This is a genomic window from Enterobacter sp. SGAir0187, from assembly GCF_002952735.2.
Taxonomy (GTDB): domain Bacteria; phylum Pseudomonadota; class Gammaproteobacteria; order Enterobacterales; family Enterobacteriaceae; genus Enterobacter; species Enterobacter quasiroggenkampii.
This window is the reverse complement of sequence record NZ_CP025034.2, coordinates 24,050-44,064: the sequence shown is the minus strand read 5'-3', so window position 1 is coordinate 44,064 and position 20,015 is coordinate 24,050. Positions and strand designations below refer to the sequence as shown.

The 20,015-nt window shown below is 49.3% G+C and carries 21 protein-coding genes and 1 pseudogene; 13 read left to right on the top strand and 9 right to left on the bottom strand.

The window, feature by feature from the left end; all coding sequences use genetic code 11:
• The first annotated feature begins 393 nt into the window (after positions 1–393).
• From CWR52_RS00240 to hslJ, 6 genes are all read left to right on the top strand, one after another.
• A complete protein-coding gene (locus tag CWR52_RS00240; RefSeq protein WP_104948426.1) occupies positions 394–876 on the top strand; it encodes an Hcp family type VI secretion system effector in 483 nt (160 codons plus the stop codon).
• Positions 873–1,352: a DUF2778 domain-containing protein gene (locus tag CWR52_RS00235; RefSeq protein ID WP_104948425.1), complete on the top strand. Its 480-nt coding sequence runs from the start codon at positions 873–875 to the stop codon at positions 1,350–1,352. Before CWR52_RS00240 ends, CWR52_RS00235 begins: the two co-directional genes overlap by 4 nt.
• A 383-nt stretch (positions 1,353–1,735) precedes the next feature.
• On the top strand, positions 1,736–3,136 hold the full coding sequence (locus CWR52_RS00230) for a cytochrome ubiquinol oxidase subunit I (RefSeq protein ID WP_104948424.1): 1,401 nt from the start codon (positions 1,736–1,738) through the stop codon (positions 3,134–3,136).
• A complete protein-coding gene (gene cydB / locus CWR52_RS00225) occupies positions 3,136–4,146 on the top strand; it encodes a cytochrome d ubiquinol oxidase subunit II (RefSeq protein ID WP_104948423.1) in 1,011 nt (336 codons plus the stop codon). The genes CWR52_RS00230 and cydB overlap by 1 nt, the downstream gene beginning before the upstream one ends.
• The gene (locus CWR52_RS00220; protein ID WP_008501283.1) at positions 4,146–4,274 is read left to right on the top strand and encodes a DUF2474 domain-containing protein; all 129 of its coding nucleotides are present in this window, start codon (positions 4,146–4,148) and stop codon (positions 4,272–4,274) included. Before cydB ends, CWR52_RS00220 begins: the two co-directional genes overlap by 1 nt.
• 128 nt (positions 4,275–4,402) lie before the next feature.
• Positions 4,403–4,840 (top strand): heat shock protein HslJ, encoded by a 438-nt coding sequence (gene hslJ, locus CWR52_RS00215; RefSeq protein ID WP_048029814.1) that lies wholly within the window; start codon positions 4,403–4,405, stop codon positions 4,838–4,840.
• On the opposite strand, the gene CWR52_RS00210 is transcribed toward hslJ, so the two are convergent.
• The gene (locus tag CWR52_RS00210) at positions 4,841–5,107 is read right to left on the bottom strand and encodes a DUF333 domain-containing protein (protein WP_023312003.1); all 267 of its coding nucleotides are present in this window, start codon (positions 5,105–5,107) and stop codon (positions 4,841–4,843) included.
• A 271-nt stretch (positions 5,108–5,378) separates the two neighbouring features.
• Here CWR52_RS00210 and nifJ point away from each other — a divergent pair, with 271 nt between their 5' ends.
• A complete protein-coding gene (gene nifJ / locus CWR52_RS00205) occupies positions 5,379–8,903 on the top strand; it encodes a pyruvate:ferredoxin (flavodoxin) oxidoreductase (protein WP_104948422.1) in 3,525 nt (1,174 codons plus the stop codon).
• Positions 8,904–9,291: 388 nt separating this feature from the next.
• Positions 9,292–10,401 (top strand): porin OmpC, encoded by a 1,110-nt coding sequence (gene ompC / locus CWR52_RS00200; RefSeq protein WP_045908842.1) that lies wholly within the window; start codon positions 9,292–9,294, stop codon positions 10,399–10,401.
• 339 nt (positions 10,402–10,740) lie between these two features.
• Here the strand turns inward: ompC and CWR52_RS23365 are convergent, their stop codons facing one another.
• The 8 genes from CWR52_RS23365 to CWR52_RS00165 form a co-directional block, all read right to left on the bottom strand.
• On the bottom strand, positions 10,741–10,818 hold the full coding sequence (locus CWR52_RS23365; RefSeq protein ID WP_223239581.1) for a hypothetical protein: 78 nt from the start codon (positions 10,816–10,818) through the stop codon (positions 10,741–10,743).
• Positions 10,819–10,886: 68 nt separating this feature from the next.
• Positions 10,887–11,309: a GFA family protein gene (locus CWR52_RS00195; protein WP_104948421.1), complete on the bottom strand. Its 423-nt coding sequence runs from the start codon at positions 11,307–11,309 to the stop codon at positions 10,887–10,889.
• A 3-nt stretch (positions 11,310–11,312) separates the two neighbouring features.
• On the bottom strand, positions 11,313–11,510 hold the full coding sequence (locus CWR52_RS00190; protein WP_023616678.1) for a hypothetical protein: 198 nt from the start codon (positions 11,508–11,510) through the stop codon (positions 11,313–11,315).
• Between the two features lie 89 nt (positions 11,511–11,599).
• Positions 11,600–12,631: a methyltransferase gene (locus tag CWR52_RS00185; RefSeq protein WP_104948420.1), complete on the bottom strand. Its 1,032-nt coding sequence runs from the start codon at positions 12,629–12,631 to the stop codon at positions 11,600–11,602.
• 258 nt (positions 12,632–12,889) lie between these two features.
• Positions 12,890–13,339: a hypothetical protein gene (locus CWR52_RS00180; RefSeq protein WP_104948419.1), complete on the bottom strand. Its 450-nt coding sequence runs from the start codon at positions 13,337–13,339 to the stop codon at positions 12,890–12,892.
• A gap of 152 nt (positions 13,340–13,491) precedes the next feature.
• A complete protein-coding gene (locus CWR52_RS00175; protein ID WP_104948418.1) occupies positions 13,492–13,932 on the bottom strand; it encodes a VOC family protein in 441 nt (146 codons plus the stop codon).
• A 72-nt stretch (positions 13,933–14,004) separates the two neighbouring features.
• On the bottom strand, positions 14,005–14,349 hold the full coding sequence (locus CWR52_RS00170) for a DUF1294 domain-containing protein (protein ID WP_104948417.1): 345 nt from the start codon (positions 14,347–14,349) through the stop codon (positions 14,005–14,007).
• 94 nt (positions 14,350–14,443) lie between these two features.
• On the bottom strand, positions 14,444–15,967 hold the full coding sequence (locus tag CWR52_RS00165) for an EAL domain-containing protein (RefSeq protein ID WP_104948416.1): 1,524 nt from the start codon (positions 15,965–15,967) through the stop codon (positions 14,444–14,446).
• Between the two features lie 216 nt (positions 15,968–16,183).
• Between CWR52_RS00165 and CWR52_RS23325 the strand changes: the two genes are divergently transcribed.
• From CWR52_RS23325 to CWR52_RS00140, 5 genes and pseudogenes are all read left to right on the top strand, one after another.
• On the top strand, positions 16,184–16,675 hold the full coding sequence (locus tag CWR52_RS23325; protein WP_129546944.1) for a hypothetical protein: 492 nt from the start codon (positions 16,184–16,186) through the stop codon (positions 16,673–16,675).
• Positions 16,669–17,079 carry an ASCH domain-containing protein gene (locus CWR52_RS00155; protein ID WP_167467769.1) on the top strand — a complete coding sequence of 137 codons (411 nt, stop codon included), beginning with the start codon at positions 16,669–16,671 and terminating at the stop codon, positions 17,077–17,079. The genes CWR52_RS23325 and CWR52_RS00155 overlap by 7 nt, the downstream gene beginning before the upstream one ends.
• Positions 17,080–17,117: 38 nt before the next feature.
• Positions 17,118–17,207: pseudogene (locus tag CWR52_RS23570) on the top strand (hypothetical protein); the annotation flags it as partial.
• A gap of 313 nt (positions 17,208–17,520) precedes the next feature.
• Positions 17,521–18,198 (top strand): SOS response-associated peptidase, encoded by a 678-nt coding sequence (locus tag CWR52_RS00145; protein WP_104948414.1) that lies wholly within the window; start codon positions 17,521–17,523, stop codon positions 18,196–18,198.
• Between the two features lie 64 nt (positions 18,199–18,262).
• Positions 18,263–20,008, top strand: a complete 1,746-nt coding sequence (locus CWR52_RS00140) for a P-loop NTPase fold protein (protein WP_104948413.1) — start codon at positions 18,263–18,265, stop codon at positions 20,006–20,008.
• The last annotated feature ends 7 nt before the right edge of the window (positions 20,009–20,015 follow it).

Below are 20,015 nucleotides of genomic sequence, written 5' to 3'. Positions count from 1 at the left end.
TTACTAATGGGCCGATTGGGCATAATGGTTTTAAACAAAACGAATCGGAATGTAGATAAAGACCCAAGAGAGGCTGCGGAGAGGCACAACGTGATGAGAACTGCTTTAAAAACTACGTCAGATATTTATTTGGACTCAAAACCAGAAGATCATTAACGCACGACGCTGACGACAAAGCAAGCGGTTTAATGCGGAAAATTCATAAAAAGAATGTTTTTATTCATCAATACTAAGGTTGGCACTAACTATAGGTTAAGTCAATTACAAACAAAATTCCTATAAATCAATGAAATATAAATATTTTGCATAACACTTTTTGCCTAATAACCTTATCACACAGGGAGTAATAACATTCGTTAAAACACGAATTGTTAAAGAAAAAAGGAGTTTGAGATGGCCATTCCAGCATACCTTTGGCTCAAAGATGATGGCGGCGCAGATATCAAAGGCGCTGTTGATGTACAAGATCGGGAAGGAAGTATTGAGGTGTTAGGATTCGGTCACGGACTGCATCTACCGACAGATAACATGACAGGAAAAATAACGGGTACCCGTATTCATTCAGCCCTCGTTTTTGAGAAGGAATTCGACAGTTCTAGCCCCTATCTCTACAAAGCCGTTGCAAAAGGTCAGACGCTGAAAAGTGCGGAATTTAAGTGGTATAAAATCAACGATTCCGGGCAGGAAGTTGAGTACTTCAATATGCAGTTAGAGAATGTCAAGGTGGTATCTATATGTCCACTCATGCACGACGTTAAAAACCCGGCAACAGAGAAACATAACCATCTGGAAAGTATCGCCCTGCGTTACGAAAAAATAACCTGGAAGCACTGTGACGGTAATATTATTTTTTCTGACGAGTGGAAAGACAGATGATTCGGTGTACTTTTCATTTGAATGGCTATCAGCTTTCTACTTTGAGCTGTCCTGGCTTAGGTTTTTTTCCCGCGTATTCTGGAAACTCGGGGAATAACAGAAATAATCCTGATGCCGTTGCTACTGCTGAGGTGGGCCCCTTACCACCAGGACTCTATTATATCGTGACACGACCACGAGGCGGGCTTGGTACTCACTGGCATGACGCAATCAAAGGGTTGGAAAGCGGTTCAAACCGTGACTTTTGGTTTGCTCTTTACCGCCACGATACTCACATCGATGACAGAACTTTTATCAATAACGTTGAACGCGGTTCTTTCCGGTTACACCCTGCGGGACAGTCTGGAATTAGTAATGGATGTATTACGTTACCAAATCACTCCCACTACAGAATACTGATGCATGGTCTACTCGCATCCGGCACGTTTAAAGTCGCAGCTGGATTAGATGCACCTGGAACAATACAGGTGTATTGATGAATGCAAAAAAGCATACCCTGACCTGGGTTATTGAAACATTGATGCTGTTTGTTATTTACTCCCTTGTATGTTACTTCATGCCTGATGTATTACTTTATCATCTCTTTACCAGACATTTTGGTTTTGTAACTGAACTCGAATGGAGTGAAAGCTATACGCTATTGCTTTTCATCTTTTCATTTTTGCTCAATGCCATGTTGATTTATCTCTGGGCATTACGAAAATGAACCTCTTCAGGGCGGAAAAATGGCCGCCCAACAAGAGCTACAACTCAGGCAGGCATGAGAACTGTTATAGATAAATAACAGAGGTCTGTTTCTGCAACCCAGAGCTGGCGCTGCTTAGAATGGCATCGACATAATTACATCGCGGAGTTTTGCATGTTTGGTTTGGATGCTTTTCACCTTGCGCGGATACAGTTTGCCTTTACCGTATCCTTTCACATTATTTTCCCGGCCATCACCATTGGTCTCGCAAGCTACCTTGCCGTGCTCGAAGGCCTGTGGCTGAAAACAAAAAATCCGGTCTGGCGCTCGCTGTACCATTTCTGGTCGAAGATTTTTGCCGTCAACTTTGGCATGGGCGTGGTCTCCGGGCTGGTGATGGCCTACCAGTTTGGCACCAACTGGAGCGGCTTTTCGCAGTTTGCGGGCAGTATTACCGGCCCGCTGCTGACCTACGAAGTGCTGACCGCCTTCTTCCTCGAAGCCGGGTTCCTCGGCGTAATGCTGTTCGGCTGGAACAAAGTTGGGCCTGGGCTGCACTTCTTCGCTACCTGCATGGTAGCGCTGGGGACCATCATCTCTACCTTCTGGATCCTCTCTTCAAACAGCTGGATGCAGACCCCGCAGGGCTATGAGATCGTCAACGGTCAGGTGGTACCGTTGGACTGGTTCGCGGTGGTGTTTAACCCCTCCTTCCCTTACCGCCTGCTGCATATGTCGATAGCCGCATTCCTGAGCAGCGCCCTGTTTGTCGGCGCATCCGCGGCATGGCATCTGCTGCGCGGCAATAATACCCCCGCCATCCGGGCAATGTTTTCGATGGCACTGTGGATGACGCTGATTGTCGCCCCCATCCAGGCAATGGTTGGCGATATGCATGGGTTGAACACCCTAAAGCACCAGCCCGCTAAGATCGCCGCCATTGAGGGCCACTGGGAAAACCCGCCGGGGGAGCCGACCCCGCTGCTGCTGTTTGGCTGGCCGGATATGGAGCAGGAGCGCACCCGCTTTGGGCTGGAAATCCCGGCGCTGGGAAGCCTTATTCTGACACACAGTCTGGATAAACAGGTTCCGGCGCTGAAAGAGTTTCCAAAGGAAGACCGCCCGAATTCAACCATCGTCTTCTGGTCGTTCCGCATTATGGCGGGCCTGGGCATGCTGATGCTGCTGCTTGGGGTGACGGCACTCTGGCTGCGCTATAAAAAGCGCGTTTATTCATCGCGCCCTTTCCTGTGGTTTGCGCTGTTGATGGGACCCTCCGGGCTGATTGCCATTCTGGCCGGGTGGATCACCACCGAAGTGGGCCGCCAGCCGTGGGTGGTCTATGGGCTTCAGCGCACGAAGGATGCGGTTTCTGCCCATGGCGATTTGCATATGAGCGTGAGCCTGCTGGCCTTCTTCATCGTTTACACCTCGGTATTTGGCGTGGGTTACAGCTATATGGTGCGCCTCATCCGAAAAGGCCCGCAGTCGCATGAGTCTTTCGCCACCGAGTCCGATGGACGTCCGGCGCGCCCGCTTTCTGCCGTCACAACTGAACATAAGGAGCAGCCATAATGGGTATCGATCTTTCCATTATCTGGTTTGTGATCATCGTCTTTGCCACGCTGATGTATATCGTGATGGACGGTTTTGATCTGGGGATCGGCATTCTGTTCCCGGCCACGCAAAACGCCGACGATCGTGACGTGATGGTCAACAGCGTCGCGCCGGTCTGGGACGGGAATGAAACCTGGCTGGTGCTGGGCGGTGCCGCCCTGTTCGGCGCATTCCCGCTGGCCTATGCGGTCATCGTTGATGCCCTGACCGTTCCGCTGACATTAATGCTGATCGGACTTATTTTCCGCGGGGTGGCATTTGAGTTTCGCTTTAAAGCCACGCCGGCGCACCGTCCGTTCTGGGATAAGGCGTTTATAGGTGGTTCCATTCTGGCGACGTTTACCCAGGGCGTGACGGTGGGCGCCGTCATTAACGGCTTTACCGTCACCGGCCGGGCCTATACTGGCGGCCCCTTTGACTGGTTTACCGCGTTTAACCTGTTTTGCGGCGCGGGCCTGGTGGTGGCCTACGCGCTGTTAGGCTCGACCTGGCTGGTGATGAAAAGCGAAAACGCATTGCAGCAGCGAATGCGTGCGGTGTCGAAAACCCTGTTACTCGTGCTACTGGCGTTTATTGCGGCGATCAGCCTCTGGACACCGCTGGCGCAACCGGCCATCGCCGCGCGCTGGTTTACGCTGCCGAACCTGTTTTATCTGCTGCCCGTCCCTGCTCTGGTAGTGATTTTTAGCCTGTACCAGTGGCGCTGCCTGAATAATCCCGACAGCCATAGCCGTCCGTTTATCCTGACGCTGGGGCTAATCTTCCTCGGCTTTAGCGGGCTTGGGATCAGCATCTGGCCGCATATTATTCCACCGTCGATCACCTTGTGGCAGGCCGCCGCACCGACGCAAAGCCAGGGCTTTATGCTGGTCGGCGCGCTGTTGATCATTCCCGTAATTCTGGTCTACACCTTCTGGAGTTACTACGTTTTCCGCGGCAAAGTTCAGCATGGGGAGGGTTATCACTGATGCAACAACCGGTCTGGAAAAGATTGCTGTGGCTGGCCATTATCTGGGGCGGCAGCGTACTGGCGCTGGCTGCGGTCAGTATGCTCTTTCGTATGCTGATGACGGCAGCAGGGTTTAAATCGCATTAACTCATCCCGGGCAACCGCAGCGTTGCCCGTCTCCTTCCCCCCGCACTTTCAGATAAACCCCATTAACGCACGGCAGAGTATCGTTACACTGGAAAAAGATTCACAGTATTTATAGTTTGAGAAGAAAAATGAAAAAGCTCATTGCGTTAAGTGTTATCAGTCTTGTCCTTACCGGGTGCGTTAATCCGGGTAAAGCCTCCGTTCAGCCGGAGCAACTTCAGAACCACCGCTTTGTGCTGGAAAATGTGAACGGTAAGGCCGTTAAGACCGCGACAACGCAACCTGAGATCAGTTTTAGTGCCCTGCCTGATATCAGCCTGGTGAATAACATCAGCGTTTCTGGCCAGATGTGTAACCGCTTCAACGGACAGGGGAAATTGTCCGAAGGCGAGCTTAAGGTGAAAACGCTGGCCATGACGCGCAAGCTCTGTACTGAACCACAGCTGAATGAGCTGGATCAGGCCATCGGCGACATGCTGCGCAAAGGGGCGCAGGTCGACCTGACGGAAGACCAGTTAACGCTGGCGACAGCCGATAAAACGCTGATGTTTAAGCGTGTAGAATAATCAGTAGTTACCGCAGCTTCCAACGGCAAGCGACTGTTCACTACAGCGTTTGCCGTTTGGCAAGGCGCACATCCCAATCGCAGAACCATCAAGCTGGCGGGCAACCGACAGCGAGCCGCCAATCATCGCGCAGTTAGCCTGACCCGAGCTGGACATCGCCGCCTTCATTCCCGGCGCCACGTGGGCTGCCGTTGCCTGCTGAACGGGTTCACTGCTACATGCCGACAACAATAATGCGGCACACCCTACCCAAAATGCTGAGCGCATGCTCTCTCCCCCATGAATAATGCGAAACTTATGCATAATAGGCATCCCATCCCGTGTCGTCGAGAGCGGAAGTGCGTATTTATGCGCTCCAGAAACAATTTCTCGCAATTTTTTCGCCAAAAGTTTGATCTACTCATTGATGGCGAGAATACCGAGGACACAAAAGCGAAAATCGTAAAATCCCCCGTTTGCTAGAATACACAGATAATATTCAGGGTTTGTCGTCGTTATACAGACCCCTATTTTTTGCGCAATGTAAGGGTGTTGTCCTATGCAAACTATTGACGGTAATGGTGCAGTTGCCTCAGTCGCGTTTCGCACCAGTGAAGTTATCGCCATCTACCCGATTACGCCAAGTTCGACCATGGCTGAGCAGGCAGACGCCTGGGCGGGTAACGGGTTAAAAAACGTTTGGGGCGATGTCCCGAGAGTGGTTGAGATGCAGTCTGAAGCCGGTGCGATTGCCACGGTGCACGGCGCGCTTCAGACCGGCGCGCTTTCCACGTCGTTTACCTCTTCTCAGGGATTGTTGTTAATGATCCCGACGCTGTACAAACTCGCCGGGCAACTGACCCCCTTCGTTCTGCACGTCGCGGCGCGCACCGTGGCCACCCACGCGCTCTCTATCTTTGGCGATCACTCAGACGTGATGGCCGTACGCCAGACCGGCTGCGCGATGCTGTGCGCCAGCAGCGTTCAGGAAGCCCAGGACTTTGCCTTAATTTCGCATATCGCCACGCTCAAAAGCCGGGTGCCGTTTATTCATTTCTTTGATGGTTTCCGCACCTCTCACGAAATTAACAAAATCGTCCCGCTGGCTGACGAGACAATCCTGAATCTCCTCCCGCAGGCGGATATCGACGCGCATCGCGCCCGCGCCCTGAATCCGGAACACCCGGTGATTCGCGGCACGTCGGCGAACCCGGATACCTATTTCCAGTCCCGCGAGGCCACGAACCCATGGTACAACGCGGTTTACGACCATGTTGAACAGGCGATGAATGACTTTGCCGCCGCGACCGGTCGGGAATACAAACCCTTTGAGTATTACGGCCATCCGCAGGCGGAACGGGTCATTGTGTTGATGGGCTCTGCCATTGGCACCTGCGAGGAAGTTGTTGACGAGCTGCTGACGCGCGGCGAAAAGGTTGGTGTGCTTAAAGTGCGCCTCTTTCGGCCGTTCTCGGCGAAACACCTGCTCTCAGCACTGCCGCAGAGCGCGCGTACCGTTGCGGTGCTCGATCGCACCAAAGAGCCGGGGGCGCAGGCGGAACCACTGTATCTGGATGTGATGACGGCTCTGGCCGAGGCCTTTAATCATGGCGAACGTGAAACGCTGCCGCGCGTGATCGGAGGGCGGTATGGTTTGTCCTCCAAAGAGTTCGGACCGGACTGCGTGCTGGCGGTATTCAACGAGCTCAGCGAAGGGAAGCCCAAGCCGCGCTTTACCGTCGGCATTTATGATGATGTGACGAATCTGTCCCTGTCGTTGCCGGAAAACACCCTGCCCTCAACCGCCAAGCTCGAGGCGCTGTTCTATGGTCTGGGCAGTGACGGCAGCGTCTCTGCGACCAAAAACAATATCAAAATCATCGGTAACTCCACGCCGTGGTACGCGCAGGGGTACTTCGTCTATGACTCCAAGAAAGCGGGTGGCCTGACCGTTTCCCACCTGCGGGTGAGCGAACAGCCCATCCGCTCTGCGTATCTTATTTCTCAGGCTGATTTTGTTGGCTGTCACCAGTTGCAGTTCATTGATAAGTACCAGATGGCCGAGCGCCTGAAGCCTGGCGGTATTTTCCTCCTGAATACGCCATACAGCGCAGATGAGGTCTGGTCCCGCCTGCCGCAGGAAGTGCAGGCGGTGCTGAACCAGAAAAAAGCCCGTTTCTTTGTAGTGAACGCGGCGAAAATTGCCCGCGAATGTGGCCTTGCCGCGCGTATCAATACCGTTATGCAGATGGCCTTCTTCCATCTGACGAATATCCTGCCGGGCGACAGCGCGCTGGCGGAACTGCAGGGCGCGATTGCCAAAAGCTATAGCAGCAAGGGCCAGGAGCTGGTCGAGCGTAACTGGCAGGCGCTGGCGCTGGCGCGCGAGTCGCTGTTCGAGGTGCCGCTGCAGGCGGTCAATGCCGCAAGCCCGAACCGCCCTCCAGTCGTGTCCGATGCGGCGCCTGATTTCGTGAAGACCGTGACGGCGGCGATGCTGGCCGGGCTGGGTGATGCCCTGCCCGTCTCTGCGCTGCCGCCCGATGGCACCTGGCCAATGGGCACCACCCGCTGGGAAAAACGAAACATCGCCGAGGCGATCCCCATCTGGAAGGAAGAGCTGTGTACCCAGTGCAACCACTGCGTGGCGGCCTGCCCGCACTCTGCCATTCGCGCCAAAGTGGTGTCACCGGAAGAGATGGAGGCCGCGCCGGCCAGCCTGCATTCGCTGGATGTGAAATCCCGCGATATGCGCGGACAGAAATACGTTCTGCAGGTCGCGCCGGAAGATTGCACCGGCTGTAACCTGTGCGTCGAGGTCTGTCCGGCGAAAGACAGGCAGAACACGGAGATCAAAGCCATCAATATGATGTCGCGTCTGGAGCATGTTGAAGAGGAGAAGGTTAATTATGACTTCTTCCTGAATCTGCCGGAAATCGATCGCAGCAAACTGGAACGCATTGATATTCGCACTTCACAGCTGATCACGCCGCTGTTTGAATACTCCGGCGCCTGTTCAGGCTGCGGTGAAACGCCGTATATCAAGCTGCTTACCCAGCTGTACGGTGACAGGATGCTGATTGCCAACGCTACCGGCTGCTCATCTATCTATGGCGGTAACCTGCCCTCCACGCCGTACACCACTGATGCCAACGGTCGCGGTCCGGCGTGGGCAAACTCGCTGTTTGAGGATAACGCCGAATTCGGCCTGGGATTCCGCCTGACCGTCGACCAGCATCGCGCACGCGTGATGCGTCTGCTGGAGCAGTTTGCCGGGCAGATCACTGCTGAGCTCAATGACGCCCTTCACACGGATGCAACGCCAGAAGAACGTCGTGAGCAGGTTGCTGAGCTACGTCAGGCGCTGCAGGGCGTAGCGGGCGCTGAACAGCTGCTGACCGACGCGGACGCGCTGGTTGAAAAATCAATCTGGCTGATTGGCGGTGACGGCTGGGCTTACGATATCGGCTTCGGTGGACTGGATCACGTGTTGAGCCTGACCGAAAACGTCAATATCCTGGTTCTGGATACGCAGTGTTATTCCAACACCGGTGGTCAGGCGTCGAAAGCGACGCCGCTTGGCGCAGTCACGAAATTCGGTGAACACGGGAAACGCAAGGCACGTAAAGATCTCGGCGTGAGCATGATGATGTACGGTCACGTTTACGTCGCACAAATCTCGCTGGGTGCCCAGCTTAACCAGACGGTGAAGGCTATCCAGGAAGCGGAAGCGTATCCAGGCCCGTCGCTGATCATTGCCTACAGCCCGTGTGAAGAGCATGGCTACGACCTGGCACTCAGCCACGATCAAATGCGACAGCTGACCGCGACCGGCTTTTGGCCGCTGTACCGGTTCGACCCGCGCCGTGCGGACGAAGGTAAGTTACCGCTGGCGTTGGACTCTCGTCCACCGTCAGATGCCCTGGCCGAGACGTTAATGCAGGAACAGCGCTTCCGTCGCCTTAACGCGCAGCAACCGGAAGTGGCCGAACAGCTATGGAAAGACGCCGCGGCCGATCTGCAAAAACGGTATGACTTCCTGGCGCAGCTAGCGGGTAAAGCCGAAAAATCGACCAGCGACTAGTTTCTCAGCCCGGCGTGTCCGGGCTTTTTTTTGCCATAAAAAAACCCGGTGTATTCACACCGGGCGAATCCAGATAATCATTAAATATCTATTTAGTCTCCTAAATAATATTCACGCGAATTATGGATAAATAATCTTAAAGGCATATAACGCCGCCAAGAATAGCTTACTTAACGCCTGATTAATAATTTTAATTTCATATACTTTGCATTAAGACATTCATCAAACCAATGACTATTACCGTTGATTTATTCGGTTTAGATTTTACTTAGTTCGTAACAATTATAATTTATTACTCTTACTCAGGAGTGATTTAGCATGAGACAACTTTCTCATTCAGGAAGTTCAACAGGTAATTAAATAAAAACAACCGCAAAGGAATATCATAATGCAAAGAAAAGTACTGGCCCTGATGATTCCGGCTCTGTTAATGGCTGGCGCAACTCATGCAGCAGAGATTTATAATAAAGACGGTAACAAATTAGATCTGTACGGAAAAGTAGATGGTCTGCACTATTTCTCCGACGATAAAGGCGCTGACGGGGATCAAACCTACATGCGTCTGGGCTTCAAAGGCGAAACCCAGATCAACGACATGATGACCGGCTACGCGCAGTGGGAATACAACATTCAGGCTAATAACACCGAAGGGTCTGATAACCAGTCCTGGACGCGTCTGGCCTTCGCCGGTATCAAAGTGGGTGATTATGGCTCCTTCGATTACGGTCGTAACTACGGTGTTCTGTACGACGTAGAAGGCTGGACCGATATGCTGCCTGAGTTCGGCGGGGACTCCTACACCAAAGCCGACAACTTCATGACCGGCCGTGCCAACGGCGTGGCCACCTACCGTAACACCGACTTCTATGGTCTGGTGCAGGGTCTGAACTTTGCGCTGCAGTATCAGGGCAAAAATGAAGATGCCAGCAACAATCAGGAAGGCACCAACAACGGTCGCGACACGCGTCACGAGAACGGTGACGGCTTCGGTATTTCTACCACCTATGACTTCGGCATGGGGATTACCGCAGGTGCAGCCTATACCTCTTCTGACCGTACCAACGAGCAAGTGATGAATACCACTGCGGGCGGCGATAAAGCGGATGCATGGACTGCGGGCCTGAAATATGACGCCAATAACATCTATCTGGCAGCCATGTACTCTGAAACCCGCAATATGACGCCTTACGGTGATAACACCGACGCCGTGGCCAACAAAACCCAAAACTTCGAAGTGACCGCACAGTACCAGTTCGACTTCGGCCTGCGTCCGTCCCTTTCCTACCTGCAGTCTAAAGGTAAGGACCTCGGTAACGGCCAGGGCGACCAGGATCTGGTTAAATACGCTGACATCGGCGCGACCTACTACTTCAACAAAAACATGTCCACCTACGTTGATTACAAAATCAACCTGCTGGATGAAGATGACAGCTTCTACAAAAACAACGGCATCGGCACGGATGATGTCGTGGCACTGGGCCTGGTTTACCAGTTCTGATTGCCAGAGCCCGCATGATGGTGCGGGCTCACCCCCTTTTTTGAAGCTCGTCACAAAAAACAGGTTCTGGAATCGTGTGGTTGAGGGTAAGTTGAGGGAAAGCTGGTTAAACTCAGACGATAACCTTTTCATCACAAGGGATAACAGCGTTGTTTGGTCGTGTATCCGTTGCCGTACTTACTCTTTTAGCGCTCATCTGGATGGCGTTAATTTTTGATTTTGCTGATATTGTCGGTCATCTCGGCGCTGTGTTGAACCACCTCGATGGTGGTTAATATTGCTCCCGCGGAAATTAAAAGCCACCAGCAGTGCCGGTGGCGGGTAAACGCGCAGTTCGCGTTATTTTTTCACGGGTTGAGGCTTTTTATCACCTGATTCAGGGGCCTCACGCGGATCGTCTTTTTCAACACAAAGCATAGTTTGTCCTGTTTCAGATAACCACCCTCCACTATAGCCAGGCTGATTACAGAGTGGCCAGGCGGCAATTACGCCTCAACTGTCCCTTTCTTGCGAAAAGAGAGGTAGCCAAACACCCCGCTGTCTCCATCCGCGGGATGGTTAACCCCGTCCATCACCGTCACTTCAGGGAAATCGAACGGTGAGACGTTTTCGAAGCAGGCAACGTTCACGCCGTATTCGTTTGGATTGGAACGCCGCTGATGGAACGTGTAGATCCCGCACACCGAGCAGAAGAAGTGCCGTGCCGTCCCCGTGTTAAAGCGATACTCCGTAAGCTTATCCTCACCTTTGGTCACGCTAATCCCTGACAGCGGCGCAGAGACGACGACCGCGCCCCGCATGCGACAAAAGGAACAGCTGCAGCGCCGCGCGGTATTCAGGCCATCCGTGAGCGCAACGGTAAAGGCCACCGCACCGCAATGGCACTGCGCATTACGACATTCAGCCATAGGCTATACCCCTTTTCTCACCAGCTCGGCGGCTTTGACGAAAACCTCGTCTTCTACACCATCGCCTTTTTGCCTGCCGAGCCTGACCAGTTCATCGACAATACTGTTGCGATGGATCGGTTTCTGCGCTGAAACCAGCCCAATGACGGCGGCCCCAATCGCCAGCCCCACTAAACCTGTTTGTTCGTCTTTGTTCATCATGCTCATGCTCCTGATACAACAGACAAGCGTAGCAGGAATCCGGTAAAACGGAATGAGGACACTCGCTTTGTGAATATAATTTACGTAGTTCAGACAGGTACGACTTCTAAAATCGACAGATACGAACGAGTGTCTATTATACTGTTTAGCTTCAGACTGGTCTTTTCAAACAAGGTCTGATACTCAGACTCCGTTCTTGCCCGCCCTCCATCAAAGCTTGTTAAAAGAAGAAGGTCAATTTCAAATCGTCCCTGCTCATTATTTTCTTTTTTTATAAGTGGTTCAAAAATTAATAATCGGGAATTTTCTTGCATTGCATTTCTACACGATTGAAGTATCTGAACCGCTTTCTCATCAGGCCAGTCCATCAAAATATATTTAAGCAGGTAAATGTCCGCTACAGGACAGGCTTCAAAAAAGCTCCCCTCAACGGTCTTCCATCGACGATTATCCTTTAACAGGTGCAGTCGATTCCGCTCAAGCACGTCTTTTTGATCGAAGAGGATCCCCGTTAAGGTCGGATTTCGACGTAAAACGGCCAACAATAAGTTACCCAGCCCACCGGCGATATCGGCAACGACTGCGTTTTGAGGGAACGAATAGCTATCTGCGATGACTTCATTCTCTACGGATGACATAGAGGCCATACCCGCATGAAAAATGTTGCTGTCAGTCATCGTGTCATCATGCTGCCAGTACTCGTAAAAAGGCTTGCCAAACAAATCATTAAAAACAGGTTTGCCTTGCAATATTTCATCCATTTTAGCCGCTGGCTGCCAGAATGTTGGGTCTGTCAGCATGAGCACCGCCGCACGCAAGGAAAATTCATGCTCAGAACAGAGGAATTGTGCTGAATGGCTAAGACTGTATTCAGCTTCAGATAATTCGTTGAACACCCCGCGAGAGGACAATAAGCGCATGATCCGATGAAGATAGTCGCCATCGACACTAAGCTCCTCCGCCAGTTGCGTAACGGATTTTTTTCCTTCAACCAGACGATCTGCGACCCCTAATACCGCGACCGCCCGAAGTGCTGCCTGCCAGACAAAACCCATGCTTTGCTCTAACAAACACATTCCTTCTTTACGGCTTAGCAAATCCAGACTATTAGGATGTGACATTTTCTACTCCTTACCAATAAAGATGTGCTGAACAACTAAAACGCCGTTAGCAAGCGTAAGTCTGGTAGCGAGCTTTATCCATAATGTCAGTAAGGATTATTTGTGCGGTTTCGTACCGTTTAGCATACAGTCCATTTCAATACGTAAAAAAACAGGGCCACTTACTCCATATTTTGATTAATAACACCATGACACTATTATTTCATAAATGATTACCATGATAGAAATAATACCTGTCGTGAGACAGACATTTCATCGTCAGAATCTCGGCGTCAGCCCGTATTTTGGTGTTTTGATATTTGCCGCCCAAATTTTGATATCGTTTTGCAGGAGAATAGTGAAATCAGATTTTAAATGCGTCACAATGCCATTGACGCTGTCCGCATCCACAACTGAAAAATGTTCAATTCTGTTTTTCCCTATCTGAACACAATGATATTTTGCGGGAAGCACTTTACCATTCACATTGAGTGGCAGCTTATTCTCACCACAGCGCCCTTCCGTAATATATGAGACCAGCAAATTAGCGGATTTCCTCCCAGGCTGGGATACGCTCACCATGACGGGATAACCTTCCGAGGTCTGCGTCATATCATAAAGCACCGCATTTTTCATATACCAGGTATTATATTCCCGCTCCTGAAAAGCGGACCAGGCAGGCGCAGAAAAAAGCGCCAGCACTGCCAGCGTAATAGAGACTATTTTCATGGGATGTTATCGTCCGTGGTGTTGCACGTATTATTCAGATTGTGCAAAAAACAGCAACAACTTAAGAATAATCCTACTACTATTGGCAGTGATGGAGGATCAATTAACGACGCGCGACGCGGTCTGTTTCCTGTTGCTAACGTATCTTCGCTTTATTTATTCCGACTGGCCGTTCGGATCGCTTCCAGACCGACGCGCTGTCCGAATGACAGCTCTAACGTATTTCCATCGGGATCGGCAAAAAAGACATAGTAGCCGACGGGATCGCCTACATTCTCAGGTGCCTTCCTTAGCACGCCTTCAGCGGTGGCCATCGCGGTTTTTCTGTCAATTTCTTCGCGGGTCGCGCAGGCAATTCCCAGATGCCCGAAACTGCCCAGCGGCGTATCGGTCACGGTATCGGCCTGTACAAGAACCAGTGCAAAAGGACGGGTATGGTCGCTAAGCCATGCGACTTTTCTTGCATCAGGGATGTCGGGTTCACGCAAATGAATGACCTCCATACCGGCATAGCGACGATAGAAGGCAATACTCTTTTCCAGGTCCCTGACCATAAACGCGACATGAGTGAAACCTACATCAATGTCTTTCATTTTAAGATGTTACTCCTTTATCAACGTGGTGCTGACATCTTAAAAGCTCAAGTTAACTTGAGGTCAATACGCTCATAACGAAGAAACAGGAGAGAAATGGTAAACCGCCGCCATCACGGCGATGCTGACGACAATGCTCAAGAAAAAGTAGGTTTTGAAAGGCTGCTTTTGTGTTTTATGGCGAAAGAACTGCTGGCCCACAATCGCGCCAGGCCAGCCGCCGGTTACGCCAAATACCAGCAGCGTGGCTTCCGGCACTCTTCTCATCCCCTTCCGCGCCGCCATTTTATCGGCACCATATATCACCACTGTCAGCACATTGATCAGCAGAAACCACACGACCACAGGATTCGATGATAAAAGGCTGCCGAATGCAGCGAATATCAGGAGTGAGTAACAAAAGCGATTGAGAGTCATTGAATGCGTCACTGGATTGTTGAGCGGTTTGGAAGACGCATTATACGTTATCTTCGTCATGTTTCGGGAGAAACACTTATAGCTGTATAAACCCTCATTCCACCGTCACTTTAACTTTAGGCTTCGACAAAAGGACTTTGACCAGTTCCTTGAAAGCAAGAGGTCTGTAGAAGAAGAATCCCTGTAAAAACCGGATGTCATTACGGATGAGATAATCAAGTTGCTCTTGCGTTTCAACACCTTCCGCCACAATGCTAATTGAGAGTTTTTTTGCTAATTCCAGTACCGAATCAAGGATCAGGGTTGAGTCCTCATTGGCGTTAACCCTGGCCACAAAGCTTTGGTCGATTTTGATGTAATCAATATGCAGATCCTGCAGGTAGGACAGGCCAGAATATCCCGTTCCAAAATCATCCAGCGCGATTGCAAATCCGTTGTTATGCAGCTCATTCAGGGTCTTAACGAGATGTTCATCTACGTGGAGGGGTTCGCGCTCGGTCACCTCAACGACAAGGTTCAGATCCTGTTGCACAAAGCTGCGCTTGTAATTCAGACACTCTTCAAAAAAAGTAGAAGCCACGATATGAGACGCACTGAAGTTAATTCCTACATGGAATCCTTCCGGCAGCAGCGTAGAAATTGAATTCATCTGCATTGCAACCTGACGCATTAAGCTTTGGGTTAATGGAATAATTAACCCTGATTTTTCAGCAAGAGGAATAAACGACGCGGGAGAAATAAACCCTGATTGCGGATGCTTCCATCTGGCCAGCACCTCGACACCGCGCAAGGTGCCCTCTTTTCCGCTCACGACGGGTTGGTAATAGGGAATAATTTCATTTCTGTAGATGGCGGTGCGCAGTGAATCTTCAGGCGAAATATCCTTAGAGAGATAGCGTTGCAAAAGATAAGCAGGAAGAGAGGAAATGAGCAGCAGAAATAACAACACCCCACCGGCCTGGTCGAATAATCTCGTCAGGCTAAAAAGAGGCGGAGCGTTAAATTGAATCGCGAAGGGATAATCAGCGTCTTTTACCGTCAGTACATCTTTGTTTGCATGGGGTGCCGTCAACACATCGCCGGATTGGCCTAAACGACGATTGCCGACTTGCAGTGAATACGCCACGCCACGTAATGGCATATTCAGCGCATCCCGGATATGGCTGTCGCTGATGCTCACCATGATTCGGCTTCCGGCATGGTTTGTCTGGTATAAAAGAACCGGCAGGCCGTTGACCGTACTTTTCGATGGAACAAGGAGCAATGATGCCTGAGGCAGCGCTGAGCCGTTAACCAGCAACACGCGATTTCCCGGTAAAGAGGAGCACCAGACCGCATCTTGTTTCAGAATAACGATCGTTCTCAGATGGGGTTGTAATGCCGCTTCAGTACCGAGCCGATACTGCCCTTCAGCATCACACTCATTCTCAGCAAGCTGCATTGCTATCTGGGTCGCATGACGGGCTTCTTTAAGAATGACGTTCATGTTTCGCACGACATAGTGCGCCCCTGCAAGGCTGTCAGCCCGTGCAGAATACCAAACCTGTAAATTGATGATAAAAACGCCCAGCATAAAAATTGCCGTGGCTGCAGCTAAGGAGATAGGTGCATGGCGCATTCAGGGTTCTCGACTCGAGTGACGTTGCCGCTTCGGTGATGCTGAAGTGATTGAATTGTCTTCGTCTTAAGCATGGTTGATAAAGAAAGAAATACCATGTCAGGCGTCAGAAATTTTCCCGCAAACCAGCCTCCATCTTTTTACGTTCTCAAAGGGGAAAATAAAAAGGCCGCCGAACGGCAGCCCTGGTTGATACGAGCTTATTAGTACTGCTTTATGGTCTTGACCGGCGTTCTTTCTGACCAGTCAGGCCGCTCGCCAGCCATGATTGCACGCTGTTGTGATGGCGTCACAGACTGCGTTATTTCAGGCATCGACTTATATTCAGGTTGTTTAGGTGGGCTGAGAACCAGATCGGCGCTACAGCCTGACAGTAGCAACGCCACCAGTAGCGATGAATTAAGCTTGAACACGTTAACCCCTTCCAATGGGATAAAAGTTACAGAAAAAGCGTGGTGGAGGATCTATCCCGGTGACTTTTCTTTGTTATACAACGTCACGCGCCTGGCTACCGGCCATGGATTCACCACGCAGATAACTCCGCAAGGATATATTTACTTGAGCAATAAGCGCAACGCTTTGTTTTCCTGCCCACCAGTGAAAAAAGGTGTCAGTAAAGCAGAGTACGCTTCTGGTATCGACGATGTTTATGCTAAAACCGCTGGTATGTTTCTTTTGATAAAAGTTATGAGGGAAGTTGAATGGTGACGGTTGAGGAATTAAAAATGAAATACCCGTGCGCACAGGCCTGGCAAATGGGTGACAGCCCGGCACTGGCGAACGAACTAGCGGACCTGATTAAAAAAGGGCTCAAAACGGCCACCTGCGGATCTTTTGCCTCGTACTCGCAGGATGTGTCTGCTCCACGGATAGGAAGCTACAACATAATCCTTGATGGTCAGAATGTCCCGGTCTGTGTGATCCGGCTGGTTTCCATGCGACTGGTGCGTTTTTGCGATGTTAATGAGGAATTCGCTCGTAAAGAGGGTGAAGGTGATTTAAGCCTTGAATACTGGCAGACAGAGCATCAGCGATTTTTCTTCCGCGAAGGCCATTTTTCTGAAGATATGGAACTGGTCGCAGAAGAATTTGAATTGGTTGAGGTGCTGTAAGCGGAGATAAAGTGGCAGAGGTGTATCTGTTACTTAGCTACCCTTTATCACGTATCGGCGCCAGATTTCACGCAGCAGTAAAACGTGCTGGCATTCGCCGCCGGAATCCGTACCATACGCGGCATACAATTTTTGCCCCTGCTGGCTCCGAAGGTAGTACTCAATGCAAGAGAATCAAGAGATTAACAAAAAAGAGCAATACAATCTTAATAAGCTACGCTGATTTTCCCAACCCATTGATATCATTCATTTTATCATTTAATTCAATTAGTTATAGCATTATAACTTCTCCCTGAAGCTACCCAGAACTACATTTTTTGTGCCCTTGTTTTGCCCCTATTTCGCATTTTTGCCCCTAAATTTGCCCCTAACTTTAGCCAGTGCGCCCCCCTTCTTCTCCCTGCCCTATACTTTAAGTCTGACATCTGGTTCGAGGTTTCTATGTGTGGACGCTTTGCACAAGCTCAAACGCGTGAAGAATATCTGGCTTACCTGGCCGATGAAGCCGATCGCGACATCGCATACGACCCTGAACCTATTGGACGTTACAACGTGGCGCCAGGTACCAAAGTTCTGTTGCTGAGCGAACGTGACGAGCAGTTGCATCTCGATCCAGTGTTCTGGGGCTATGCGCCCGGGTGGTGGGATAAGCCGCCACTGATTAACGCGCGCGTCGAAACTGCGGCCACGAGTCGAATGTTTAAATCTTTGTGGCAGCATGGCCGGGCGATCTGCTTTGCAGATGGGTGGTTCGAATGGAAGAAGGAAGGCGACAAGAAACAGCCGTTTTTCATCCACCGTGCCGATGGACAACCGATATTTATGGCTGCGATCGGCAGTACGCCGTTCGAACGCGGCGATGAAGCAGAAGGTTTTCTGATAGTGACGTCTGCAGCTGATAAAGGCCTGGTTGATATTCACGACCGCCGCCCCTTGGTTCTGTCTGCAGAAGCGGCACGTGAGTGGATGCGTCAGGACCTAGGCGGTAAAGAAGCTGAGGAGATAGCAGCCGACGGCGCTGTGCCAGCCGACAAGTTTATCTGGCACGCCGTGACGCGTGCCGTGGGGAATGTGAAAAATCAAAATCCAATAGTTTTAGTTAATATTTTTAATTCTTGATCAGCTTTTCTATTAATTATATTATAAATATCATTAATAGAACTCCCTATTCCCGAGGCATTTTATGGAAAACTCAATCTCATCCTTTGTCACAAAACTAATACCTTTAATTGAAATAGACCGAGACGGTTTATTATTTATTGATGGTGCTTGGGGTACTGGAAAGACGCATTTTATCAAAACCAGGCTTAAGGATTTATATGATAAAAACACATACTTTTATATTTCTCTCTTGGGGATTTCTTCGCTAGAAGATTTTAAATCAAAGATTATTGAATGTTACTATCTTGCCGACACTGAAAACATCACACATCAGATTAATTCAATAGCTGATAGTGCCAGCTTACTCCGCGGAAGTCCTGATGACTCTGGCGTCATAAAATCTTTATTTAACTCCATAGGGGCTAGCATCAAAGGAAAAGTATTATCAAGCCTTTCTGGAATATTTATTTTAGATGATATTGAGCGCGTCGACAAAGAAGAAGTCACATCATTAATCCTTAATTACTGTCATACACTCTATTCTCAGAAAGAGAACCGAGAATTAGATTTTATAGTAGTTGGGAACACATCTAAAGAAGCCAACTTTGAAATAACTCATAAAGAAAAGTTAATTTCTGACACTATATCTTTCACACCAAATTTTGAAGAGCTTTGTGATATTATCCTCCCTAGGTTATCACCACTTCCAGAAACTGATAAACAAGCTTTTTTGAACATAATCAAAAATCAAGACATAGTTAATATTCGTATTATTAATAGATGTATCGATAAAATCCTTCCTTTATATGAATACATTAATAGCAATCCTGACAAAGAATGGAATGTTCGCTCAAGTGACGTTATTGGTTGTATAACCTCATCAATTATCCTCCACCATAGCCACAATAAAAGCATAGAAATACTGCATAAGCACTCACCAAAAAATTACCTCATAAATCAAGACGACAACGACTCATATTCTGAAAAAGAATTGTGGACATTATATAGAAAATATGCAATCCCCGATATTGTTAGAGATTACAGCATGGGGCTGGAATCTTCACAATCAACACAAGAAGTGATATTTTCAACCCCAAAAAAAATGTCTCTCGAAGATATAGCCATTGCAGATCAACCTCATATCCATAATGTTGATGAAATTTCATTATCCCAATGTTTCCATGACATAATTACAAAGAAAAGGATTGTGCCAATATACTCATGGATGTTAATGGTACGGAATTACATCTTCCTCACTGAAAATGAATATTTACCGACGAATCCGTTATTAAGCAAAGATTACATTGAACAAATGGCAAATGACTTTAGCCTTGAAGAAATCTCTGATTTCATTGATAAGAAAGGTGGCTTTGATCACCTGCGACGCTACGGTTTATCATCGATGAACCAAGATCCTTACATGAATATTTTTCTGAAAAAATATGAAAGCCACATTACCGCAGCTACAATTAAATCACTACGCCATGCAGTAGAATATGATGGATGGTACAGCATTGATACCACTAAAAGCATTGATAGCCTTGATGATTATTCAAGGTTCAGACCTTTGCAGATTATTGGCAGCTCGTTTTTGTTAAAGCACCTATTATTATCCTGGAAACCTATAGATATCGAATCGTTTGATTCCTACTTAGCTAACCTATATGCCTTTAGCAATATCAGAGAATATTTAAGTGAAGAAAAACCACATTTAATACGACTCGAAATACATACATATATTTATTTACGATCTAAAAAACCAAATTTCAAATATGGCGCAATAAAACGATTAAACGGTACGTTAAATGAAATATTAACAAGACTTTAAAATATCA